This window comes from Labrenzia sp. OB1, from assembly GCF_001624695.1.
Lineage (GTDB): Bacteria > Pseudomonadota > Alphaproteobacteria > Rhizobiales > Stappiaceae > Roseibium.
This window is the reverse complement of sequence record NZ_JSEP01000047.1, coordinates 1-9,832: the sequence shown is the minus strand read 5'-3', so window position 1 is coordinate 9,832 and position 9,832 is coordinate 1. Positions and strand designations below refer to the sequence as shown.

At 59.1% G+C, this 9,832-nt stretch carries 12 protein-coding genes and 1 pseudogene; all 13 read right to left on the bottom strand.

Annotated features, from left to right (window positions below; all coding sequences use genetic code 11):
- A partial coding sequence (locus OA90_RS27000; protein WP_156510698.1) for a DUF4815 domain-containing protein occupies positions 1–1,891 on the bottom strand: 1,891 nt, incomplete at its 3' end.
- Positions 1,891–2,985, bottom strand: a complete 1,095-nt coding sequence (locus tag OA90_RS26995) for a phage tail protein (protein WP_082837309.1) — start codon at positions 2,983–2,985, stop codon at positions 1,891–1,893. The genes OA90_RS27000 and OA90_RS26995, both read right to left, overlap by 1 nt.
- A complete protein-coding gene (locus OA90_RS26990) occupies positions 2,982–3,842 on the bottom strand; it encodes a baseplate J/gp47 family protein (protein WP_068420068.1) in 861 nt (286 codons plus the stop codon). Before OA90_RS26990 ends, OA90_RS26995 begins: the two co-directional genes overlap by 4 nt.
- Positions 3,843–3,845: 3 nt before the next feature.
- On the bottom strand, positions 3,846–4,244 hold the full coding sequence (locus OA90_RS26985) for a GPW/gp25 family protein (protein ID WP_068420065.1): 399 nt from the start codon (positions 4,242–4,244) through the stop codon (positions 3,846–3,848).
- A gap of 3 nt (positions 4,245–4,247) precedes the next feature.
- Complete coding sequence (locus OA90_RS26980) at positions 4,248–4,433, bottom strand: hypothetical protein (RefSeq protein WP_068420063.1); 186 nt, start codon at positions 4,431–4,433, stop codon at positions 4,248–4,250.
- Between the two features lie 9 nt (positions 4,434–4,442).
- Entirely contained in the window at positions 4,443–4,991 is a 549-nt protein-coding gene (locus tag OA90_RS26975; protein WP_068420062.1) for a phage baseplate assembly protein V, read from the bottom strand.
- Entirely contained in the window at positions 4,991–5,806 is an 816-nt protein-coding gene (locus OA90_RS26970) for a hypothetical protein (protein ID WP_156510697.1), read from the bottom strand. Before OA90_RS26970 ends, OA90_RS26975 begins: the two co-directional genes overlap by 1 nt.
- The gene (locus OA90_RS26965; protein WP_156510696.1) at positions 5,803–6,180 is read right to left on the bottom strand and encodes a hypothetical protein; all 378 of its coding nucleotides are present in this window, start codon (positions 6,178–6,180) and stop codon (positions 5,803–5,805) included. The genes OA90_RS26970 and OA90_RS26965 overlap by 4 nt, the downstream gene beginning before the upstream one ends.
- A gap of 19 nt (positions 6,181–6,199) precedes the next feature.
- Positions 6,200–6,547 carry a hypothetical protein gene (locus tag OA90_RS26960; protein WP_068420056.1) on the bottom strand — a complete coding sequence of 116 codons (348 nt, stop codon included), beginning with the start codon at positions 6,545–6,547 and terminating at the stop codon, positions 6,200–6,202.
- Between the two features lie 66 nt (positions 6,548–6,613).
- On the bottom strand, positions 6,614–7,627 hold the full coding sequence (locus OA90_RS26955) for a major capsid protein (RefSeq protein WP_068420053.1): 1,014 nt from the start codon (positions 7,625–7,627) through the stop codon (positions 6,614–6,616).
- An 11-nt stretch (positions 7,628–7,638) separates the two neighbouring features.
- The gene (locus tag OA90_RS26950) at positions 7,639–8,004 is read right to left on the bottom strand and encodes a head decoration protein (RefSeq protein ID WP_068420051.1); all 366 of its coding nucleotides are present in this window, start codon (positions 8,002–8,004) and stop codon (positions 7,639–7,641) included.
- A 3-nt stretch (positions 8,005–8,007) separates the two neighbouring features.
- Complete coding sequence (locus OA90_RS26945; RefSeq protein ID WP_082837308.1) at positions 8,008–9,066, bottom strand: head maturation protease, ClpP-related; 1,059 nt, start codon at positions 9,064–9,066, stop codon at positions 8,008–8,010.
- Positions 9,067–9,102: 36 nt separating this feature from the next.
- A pseudogene (locus OA90_RS29715) lies at positions 9,103–9,832 on the bottom strand (IS5 family transposase); the annotation flags it as partial.

Sequence of the window (9,832 nt, the reverse complement as noted above, 5' to 3'; positions counted from 1 at the left end):
CGTTGGCGGCAAAGCCCTCGATCGTGAACTCCAGGTCAATCTCGCGCAACGTAGCTGCCGCCGAGACTGTTTCGCTGACCTCTTCCGTGAGCGTTGTTTGCCCCGGAGGCTGGTCCGGTGCCGCGGTGAACTCGCGCGTGATCGCGCTGGTGAACTCGGTGATATGATCCGTCCAGAAATCGCTGGCAGGCTGAAGCCTCATCGCTCCCGGCATGGTCAGAAAATTGGCGTAAGGGTTGATCCTGAGCGAGCGCGTTGAAAGACGCTGGAACAGGATAACCTCCTCCTGCCAATCAAGCATATGCGTTCCCGCAACGCTCTGCACGTCCACGCCATCGACAGCGAGTTGAAGAACCCCACGATTGATCGCGGCGGTCTGCGGCTCGCCGGCATCCCTGTAGAAATCGTTCTGCAACAGATCGGTGAATATTCCATCGCGTGCGACACTGTCGCGCGATTGAATATCACGGCGCTGCTCCGAGCGGTCGAATTGCTGCACAACGGTTTCCAGCAACTCGAAAAACCGGCGCATCTCGTCGTAGGTATAGTTCTTGGTACCGTTGTTGATCACCCTCGGCACGCTCTGCCAGTCGAGATGCACGTCGGCAAGCTTCAGAACGTCGCTCGGCGCTTTTGGCGCAACGGCGTTTTTGCGCGCGGAAACCCCGTTGATATAGACGGCAGCACCGGTCTGATCGAGACCGATCGCGTCAATGCGCGGCTTCTTGGACTGGTAGGTAATCGTCACTGGTTTGTTCACTGCGCCACCCGACAACTTGACGGTCGTCTCAGTCACTTCATCCGGCGTTACGGTGTCATAATAAAGATAGGTCACCGAGTAGCTGGATGCCTGTGCAGGCTCCGCGCCCGGGGGCGCCCAGGAGATCGAATTGCCTTCAAGCGAATATACCGCCGGATCGAACGTGCTCGCACTCTGCTCGACCGACAGGATCTCGACAATCGACGAGTTGCCCAACAGATCGGAACCACCGGGGACAGCGCCGCGGGTAATGACTTCCGTGATCTCCTTCGTCACCGTGGCAGCGGTGACCGAAGCAATAGGCGGCAGGTGAACCGAAATCACTGCGGAGCCATCGCCACTGTCGATGTAGGTGTGCGGCTCAAGATCAACGGCCTCAAGCTCAGGATCTTCCGGAACTGCAAGCCTCAAGGCAGATTCCCGAATGCGCTTCCAGCCGCGAATGTTCGCGACGCCCGCGCCGATGGAATAGACCTGCTCCGCACCGGATCTGCCGAGCGGAACCACGTTGCAGCCTTCGACGATATAGTGACCATTGCTGTCAAAATCGTAGCCGGAGATCTGCTGCAGCACACCCGTCAACGCCGGCGGCGGGCCTTGGTCAATGATCGCGCCATCGCGCATCGTGTAAACCTGTGCGAAGTCCCCTTCCAGGCCATCGCCGTCGATCGACCAGGTCAGATGACGCGCTTCACGCACCGCCCCCGGTTCACCGAAGGACTCGGTTCCCTCGTCAATGCCGAGAAGATTTTCCTCATCTTCGTGCGTGATGTAGCTCTTTTGGACACGCACTCCGACAGAAACGTCTCCGACCATCGATACGCCTGGGATCGTTTTCGCCGGCACCGGATGGATCAGTCCACCCACATAGATCATGCCCTCCGCAAGCTGCACCGTCGCGGTCGTGGCGGGATCGTCTGGCGTCACGATAATGTCGCCGCCCGATCTGCGGTTGCCATCGGCCGCGACCAGGTTCCCAACACCTTTGAGTTGGTGCAAAAAACGGCTCTGCATCTCGTTGTATTCGGACGGCTGCGTGTAGCGGCCGGAAAGGTAGACAAGCGCCGTCCAGGCGGATGCCGGATCGAAACGATCGTTGGCGCCCGCGATCCCCGAGGGATGCTGAAACATCAGATGATCTCCAAAAGAATTTGAACTTTGTCCCGGACTGTTTCGCCAAAGGGAATGTCCGTCGGGAACGCGCCAAAATGAACACCGGAGTGAACGTCCTGGCGCCAGAGCTTGCCCTTCTGTGCAGCCACTGTTCCACCAAAAACCGAGACGGTTTTGGCTGTCTTGCCGGCACCGTCACCAAAGCCGGTTCGTGCGTAAATCAGAAGATGGGTCGGATCGTCGTTCGATCGACTGTAGTTCAACCCGTTGACCTGAAAATCATCCACAAGCCCGGCTCTCACCGGAATGCCTTGTGCCTTGCGATATCCGATCAATTCGCCGTTTTCGTCTGCGAATTTTACCCAGAAACGATGTTCGGCCAGACTTGTGAGGATTGTGGCTCGGCGGGCACGTTCGGGCGAATTCGCCCACTCATAGTTCGAATTCGACCACAAGAAATTGGCATCCACCCAATAGTCTGACGAAACTGTCGGGAGCCAGGCCCCAAAGGCTTCAAGGGTCTCCTGATCAAGCACACCGGCAAAATCATGCGTGCGGCCGAAGGACCATTTGACGTCCGAGCCAGGCACACGCGCGCCGCTGTCGTCACCCCAGATTGAACCTCCGTGCCGTGTATAGCCGTTCTCGGCAGCCGGAATATCATGTCCATGATAGACCCGGCGGAGCTTGGAGCGAACCGGTGCAGACAGTCCCACGACCCCGTCGATTGGAATGAGGTCACTCTCAGTGTCGCGAAGCCTGTCGAGCGCAATCTGAAAATCCGCCCATGCGATCCGGCGAGCAGGCGGATTGACAATGGTGCCGGAATATCCGGTAAAGCCAAGGCCGTCATAGACCGCCTTGTGCGTCCCGCGAAAGCGCGCCCATTGCCGCCCCTCATCAATCAGATTGTAAAGGTTCGCAACAAAGGGGCGCAAAGGCTCAAGGCCGTACTCGAAAACCAGAAACGGCATGATGCCCGCCGGTCTGGTGACGTGCTTGAGCGACAATATGGAGTTGATCACCGGCAGCAAGCGCGCTTCCGGCGCAAGCGCCAGGTCCAGGGCCTTTTCAAGCGGTGTCGCATTGGATGGCGGCAGGAGCATCGTCATCTTCCGCGTCCGCTGATCGTTACAAGGACCGAGCCAAGTCCAATGGCCTCGTTTTTATCGGCTGAAACATCTGCTGCCGGCTCCACGACCTCCACGTTGGTTACGCCTGCGATGTCGGAAGCCTGGATCAGGAATGCTCGCGTCAAATCCAGGCCGAGCAGATCCTGTTGCTGCCATTTGGTCGCTATCGTTGCAGCTACAGCGTCTGCCACACTGTCAAGCGCGGTCGGATCAAGGCGGACGGAAACAGAAACGTTCTCCGTCCTGCGGATCGCAGACTGCACGCTGAAACGATCGCTGACCACCTGAATATCAGGTTGAGAGAGCGCGGCCTCGACCTTCGCAAGCAGCGCCTGCGTCGGTTCACCGTTGCCGGAATTGGAAAGCACCGCGACATTAACGGTCGGATCGCGCCCTTCCCGCCAGATCGCGACGGCGCGGACTTCCCTGTCCGCCGCAAGCGCCACGTCGCGGTAACGATCCGCAGGCCCTCCCGCTGAGCGTCCGATTGTGGCAAGGCGGTAGCGCGCCTTCAGCCGATCGTCATCTTCTCCCTCCATTCGGGCGACACCCAGCCACGCTGCGAGTTGGTCCAGATTTCCCCCGGAGGCAAAATACAAAAAGCCCTGCTGAGCAACGTAATTGATCCGGCTGCGAAGGGACATTTCCCGGTAGGTCGCCGCCTGCGCCGTGATGATCGCGCTGTCCACCTCCAACTGGTCCACATCCCAATCGACGCCAACAGCTGCAAAGCGCGCCTTGATGTCCGCCGCCAGTTCCGACAGAAACACTTCGAACGATATTTCCTCAATCACCTCGGGAGGTGGCAAGGCGGAAAGGTCAGGCAGATCAGTCATCGATCACAGCACCGAGGTTGACGTCCGCCCCTGTGCGAAGCTGACGGAGAAAGAAATATTGCGCTCCACGGTGAAGTCGCCCAGGTGGCCGCGCGGCCGATAGTCGGCGTCGATCAGGACCGTTGCCGTCCCGCGCCTGACCTCGTCTGTTGACCCGGCGAACGTCACCCGGCGCACCTGCAGGCGGGGCTCCCACAGATCGATCGCGGTGCCGATCAGCTGCTGAACGACCGCGAAGAGCCGCGGCGCCAGTTGGCGCCCGAGCAGTTCCGCCACGCCTCCCCCGAAAGGCCGGCGCATGACGCGTGAACCGATATCCGTTGACAGGATCACCTCGACGCTCTGCAAGGTTGAGGAAAGATTGTCGATCGGCTTCAGGGTCCATCGATCAACGCCAGCCATGAGCTACCCTTCGCCGTTTTCCGGTTCGGAGGATTTCTTCCTGGAGACCGGCTTTGCGTGCGTGAGGCGCCCAATGGAAAGATCGTAACGAGCCTCGGCCGGCGTCAGTTTCACGGTGCGATTGGCTGGCACCTGCGCACCATTGATCACGCTGACACCGTCAGCGACTTGATAGGTTTTCCTCTGCATGGAAATCTCCTAGTGCGGGCCTTCAGTGTCGGCGCTACCCGGAACGACACCAGAGTGAACATGGTCAGAGCCAATGTTCGTGTCTTCGTGGTGGACATATCCGGCGCGGAAATCGACGTTGCCCTCGACCTCCTGATCGCCTTCGATTTTCACATTGCCCTTGATGATGACGTCGCCCTCGATGACGACTTCGCCGTCCTTGATGGTGATCGTGATGCCAAATGCCCTCAGGACGTTGGCAAGCAAATCTGCGCTCGGCGGCTGGTGTTCATCGGTAAAACCGCTCCTGAGCAGCACACCTTGGCGCATGTCACCGTTCGGGCTCAAAATGCCGACAACCTGCCCCTTGGAAAGAGGCATCCAGGAAGACGACTGACCGCCGCTTTCGGGATGCGGCAGCCAGGGAGACAGAAACGGCCCGTCCTCGCCATCGGCGAGCTTGATCCGATAGCCTTTCGCAGCATCGATTTCCTCGACTGGCCCGATCCGGATCATTTCGCCGAACCGCGTCTTCATCATTTCAAAATCGATGCGAAGTCCCGTGATGATGTCGAACATCAGCTTACCTCAACAGGTTCAGTGCCGGTCATATCCAGCGTGACGCCGGCAATCGTGGTATCCGCGTCGGCGTCCGGCTCATACCCGAGCCCGAGCGCATTCAATTCCGCCAAGGTCACACCGACCCGGGCACGATTTTCCTCGATCTCTTCGGGCGTCGCGGGGATCTCGGCGCGCATCAACTCCGCAAGTTTCTGATCATCGGGATCGCCTGCCTCCAGAAGGGCAAGAAACCGCCCTATAGGCCCCTCCTCCGGAACGTCGGCCAGGAACTGCGGGTCGTGCATCGCCTCGACAGTGAAGGTCAGTTTTTGAGCCGCGACCCGCTCGTTTTTCCGGTCGCTGCCGGCACGCTCGCAGGTCACCTTGATCACCCGGGCGAGAAGCATTCGCAGCACTTCCGCGCCTTCATTCGTTCCATCCGACAGGATCGTGCGGATCTGCCTACCCAAAAGATCCAGATAGAATTCGTGCATTCGGTCGGCGTGGGGAATGCCTGGAATGATCACCTTCATCCTGCGACCCGGATGGTCGGGATCGTCCACCTCCTCGGACATCGTGTCAGTGACGCCGTATTCGATGCAAAGCTCCACAAGGCCATTGTCGTGGAACATCCGTTGTTCGTCCGGCTTTGCTTCCGATTCATCGGTATAGACGGCGATGAACCTTCCCTTTCTGCGCAGGTTGATTTGGAGACCGTGATCGTCTTCGGTCAGAACACCAATCTCGCTGTCGAGGACGTTGTCTTGTGCAAGCGTGCGGCCCTTCAACGCCAACACCGTCGCCATGCGAAGGGCAATCCGGACTAGGCTCATGCGCAGTCCCCCAGGTTGATGATCAGGCGTCCATTGCCCGGCGGGTCGATGGACGACACTCGCCACTGAGGCTCACCAGGACGATCGAGGGCAATGACAGTATCGCCCGTGCGAATGTCGAGATCCGGATAGGTCACCGGGTCCGGTTTCAGCACCGCGCCGCCCGTGCGAATATTCGCGGAAAAGGTATCCGACCTGTCGCCGGCCAGGTTTTGAGTGTCGCGGTCTTCTTCAATGATCGGCGCGACGATCTCCCTCGGCGGACGATCCGGATCTTCCCGACCATCGACCCAGGCAACGATCCTGACGCGCTCGGCAAACATGCTGTCCGTGGACGCATGGAGCCGTCGCTTGAACTGATTAAAACGTCTCATGGATAATGACGGGTCCGGATCAGGCCGTAGCGGCGTCAAGGGCTGTCTCAGCAGCTTCCAGAGCCGCCTGAGCGGCGGCTCTCGCCTCGTCTGTTTCTGCCTTTTCGAGCGCGACCCTCGCCTCGGCAACCACCGCCTCAAGCTTTTCAAGCTCGACCTTTTTCTTGTCGGCAGCAGTGTCGCGCGGTTTGCGGCCTGGCTTTTTAAATGTGACACCGCGGGCCTTGTAGTGCTCGATCTGCGCTTCGGTAATTTCAGTCGCTGTCTCAACGGCAACGTTTTTCGCACCGGGTTTGATGGTCTTGGTTCCGCCGACAATCCGGACGATCTGTGCGATCTCGCCTTTGTGGCTGACTTCATATTTCATGGGTAACTCCCGCAGAATTGAAAACGGCCCCGAGAGGGGCCGTTTCTTGTTTACTCGGAGCGCCGATTAGTTGGCGCGCTGGAGAACCTCCGGACGGGTGCAGATGTAGAGCGGATAGGAATACAGCTCTCCCTTAACCCACGACTGACGGTCCTTGTCCTCGATGTTGAGGGCGTAGGTGTCCTGGCCCTTCGTGTTCACGAAGGGAGCGAACTCATTTGCCGGCGACATGAACTTCTTGAAGACGCCGCGAGCGCCAACCGGAAAGAACTTCGCCTCGTCAACCGGAATGGCAACTTCGCTGTTGTCGTCAGTGCCGCGATAGTTGTGGAACACACAACCACCGAACGGAAAGGACTCAAACGTCCTGTCTTCGCGAAGATCAGCGGCGGCGGCCCAGTTTTCGTAGGTACGCTTGACTGCCTCATGCTCGATCAGCTTATCGTACCACTCATCGCCGCAAAGGGCGTGAATGCGGGTAGCGTTAGTAATCGCCCCCTTGCCGGCACGAACCATCTTTCGTTTGAGTTCGGCGCACTTGAGCCGAACCTTTGTGCTCGCCGTGCCGAGTTCGAAGTCGATCGCGGCCGGCTCGGCGATGCCGAATTCATCGAAGTAATCGTAGATGACCGACGTCCCGTCTGCGTCGAGTAGCTTGCCCTGGAGAGCGCCAAGACGATGAAACTCGTGCGTGAGATCCATGTTGTCCCGGACTTCACCCATCCGCTCGGCATACTCGGTCATCACGACCATAAGTTCGCTTTCGGTACCGAATGCGCGCATGCCGGCCACCTCCGAAACGCTCAAGGTGAAGGCGTCGGCCAGGCGCTGAGTATGGAAATTCCGCATATTCGGTTTGGATCCGGTCGTCTGGCGCGGCGGCTGACCGTCCGGTGATGTCGGAATGAGGCTCAGGGTCTGGCCCTTTTTCTCAATGCCGATGTCACGGACATAGACGCCCTTTGCCTCGAAGAGGCCGATCGCGTCGAGCAGCTGGGGGACATATTCGATTTCGCGAATTGCCGACGACAACTCGATCATGCTGAAAGCGTCGTTATTGAAGATATCCATGGATGCCATTGAAGGTCTCCTTATCGGGCGATGATGCCGAGCGTTTCAAGCTCGGTATGGCCGGTGGTTTTCTGTGCAGGAGTGGCGCCGTCGAACCACACGAGTTCACTGGCGATCACCTGCGCATGACGGCGCAGAAGAGCCCTGTCGGAAGTCCCTTCGGTGGCCGGGTAGATCAGGATCGCGGCAACGGTCTCAGAACCGTCTTCCGCATCTGGATCGTATTTGACGAAGGTCTTGTTGGCCGTGACCTGGCCGAGGACCGTGTTGGCCTCATAGATCTTGTCCGCCGGCACGACGACTGAACCGGTGTCCCGGCTGAAACCGTGGTCACCCTCGGAAATGATGCACGAGCCCGGAGAGGACTTTTTCGTGAGAACAGTCATGCCTTATGCTCCCTGGTTGTGCTGCTTGCCCGCGCGCTTGATTGCGGCGGTCCAGTTGGGCTTTTCGTCCGCGCCCGATCCGCTCGGCTGAGCCTGGCCGGCCGCACGCATGCGACCAGCCTCGTAGGCTGCCGGATCAGGTGTATCGGCGTCTTCGGCCCCGCCAGTACTGGAGGCAACCGGAGCGACCTTGAGCGCCTCGATCGCCGCTTCAGCGCTCAAGCCGGTGTTGAAGGCGAAGTGACGCGCCTGTTCTTCACGGCCTTTCGACTCCTCGGAACCCAGGATTGCCTGGATACGTTCGTTGGCGGCTGTGACCGCTGCAGCGACTGCGTCGGCAGTAGCGATGTCGGTGGCGGCGGAGTTGCCGTCCGCCCCGTTTTTGTCAGCCATATCGGTCTCCTTCTGGCTGGTTGGTGCGGCGGACGCCGCAATTCGATTGATCTCCTGGTCGAACGACCAGCCGTTCTTCTCGGCGAGCGCGACAAGCCGTTCAGGAGCCTTTGAATAGATGCGGTAGTCGAAGGCCGTGGCCTGCTTTGCCTTGGCCTCTTCGGCCTCATCGGCAAAACCGGCCTCAACCGCTTCATCAGCACTGAACCAGGTCTCGTCCTTCATGATCTGGCGCACGTCATCTGCCGTCTTGCCGGATCGAGCCGCGTACAGAGCGCCCATCTGGTCGGCGAGCTTGTTCAATGCGGAGGCAGTCTTTTCATGATCGCCGGCGGTGCCGAAGGTCGACCCGGAGGGATCGTGGATCATCAACTCCGAGCCTGCGCGCATCACGATCCGGTCGGCGGCCAGCGCAATGACCGAGGCTGCTGAAGCTGCGATTGCATCGATCTTGACTGTCACCTCGCCCTTGTGGGCGTGGAGGGCGTTGTAGATTGCCATTCCCTCGAACGCGTAACCGCCGCCGGAGTTGAGGCGCACGGTCAGATCCTTGCTCGTCCCGTGGTCCGCCAGCGCCTGCAGCACCTCCATCGAGGTGAAGCCTTCGCGCCAATAGCTATCCCCAACGAACCCGTACAAAACGAGTTCGCCGTTCACATAAACCGGCATCGGTTCCGTCCTTGCTTTAGAGTTCAATTCAAAAAGTCATGCAACAAAACAATACGTTGCGATCCTTCGCGTCATGATTCTGATGCTGGAAATGTTCACCCATGCGGTGGAGCTTTCGATTGACGCCTCCAAATCCTTGGCCAACCGGCGACATCTGCCCAGCCATGCGAATGTGCGCTCCATAACCCATCTGCGGGGCAGGACCGCTAAGCCTTCAGCAGCATCGGAGCGCTTGATAAATTCTCTCGTCCAGTTGCCGTTGCCGGCCGGGGCTGTGCGAAGCTTTTCACCGGCATAGCCGCCATCGGCAAAGACATGACGCAGCCAGGGAAAGCGGTACCGGGTGGCTTTCAGGACATCCAGTACCGCCATCGCGGTCCAGGATGTCGGCGGCATGAACCAGAACGAACAGCATCAATCCGAGGGAGTCGGTGATGACGTGGCGCTTGCGGCCCTTCACCTTTTTGCCATTGCCCGGCAGGCGATGCTAAGCAACGCTGAGAGGGGGCGTCATGGTCCGAAACTCCGCCGCTTTTCGTGGTTTTGACGCTCTGACTGTCGACAACACCGGCTGTTGGAAAGGACTGGCGTCCTTCCAGTTCACACGTGGCCGAGACGAGGATGTGGTTGATCGTCTGCCAAAGGCCGGTATCACGCCAGCAATAGAAATAGCCTCGCACCGTGGAGGCCGGAGGAAAGTTTTGCAGCAGTGAACCGCCCCTGACAACCGCTGGCTGCGATATAAAGGATCGAGTTCATAACTCTC

Bases quoted from the DNA above. Each gene is read 5' to 3' on its own strand.
- OA90_RS26960 (WP_068420056.1), bottom strand. From the start codon at position 6,547: ATGAAATATGAAGTCAGCCACAAAGGCGAGATCGCACAGATCGTCCGG.
- OA90_RS26985 (WP_068420065.1), bottom strand. From the start codon at position 4,244: ATGGCTGGCGTTGATCGATGGACCCTGAAGCCGATCGACAATCTTTCC.
- OA90_RS26945 (WP_082837308.1), bottom strand. From the start codon at position 9,066: ATGCCGGTTTATGTGAACGGCGAACTCGTTTTGTACGGGTTCGTTGGG.
- OA90_RS26990 (WP_068420068.1), bottom strand. From the start codon at position 3,842: ATGACTGATCTGCCTGACCTTTCCGCCTTGCCACCTCCCGAGGTGATT.
- OA90_RS26970 (WP_156510697.1), bottom strand. From the start codon at position 5,806: ATGAGCCTAGTCCGGATTGCCCTTCGCATGGCGACGGTGTTGGCGTTG.
- OA90_RS26975 (WP_068420062.1), bottom strand. From the start codon at position 4,991: ATGTTCGACATCATCACGGGACTTCGCATCGATTTTGAAATGATGAAG.
- OA90_RS26980 (WP_068420063.1), bottom strand. From the start codon at position 4,433: ATGCAGAGGAAAACCTATCAAGTCGCTGACGGTGTCAGCGTGATCAAT.
- OA90_RS26950 (WP_068420051.1), bottom strand. From the start codon at position 8,004: ATGACTGTTCTCACGAAAAAGTCCTCTCCGGGCTCGTGCATCATTTCC.
- OA90_RS26965 (WP_156510696.1), bottom strand. From the start codon at position 6,180: ATGAGACGTTTTAATCAGTTCAAGCGACGGCTCCATGCGTCCACGGAC.
- OA90_RS26995 (WP_082837309.1), bottom strand. From the start codon at position 2,985: ATGACGATGCTCCTGCCGCCATCCAATGCGACACCGCTTGAAAAGGCC.
- OA90_RS26955 (WP_068420053.1), bottom strand. From the start codon at position 7,627: ATGGCATCCATGGATATCTTCAATAACGACGCTTTCAGCATGATCGAG.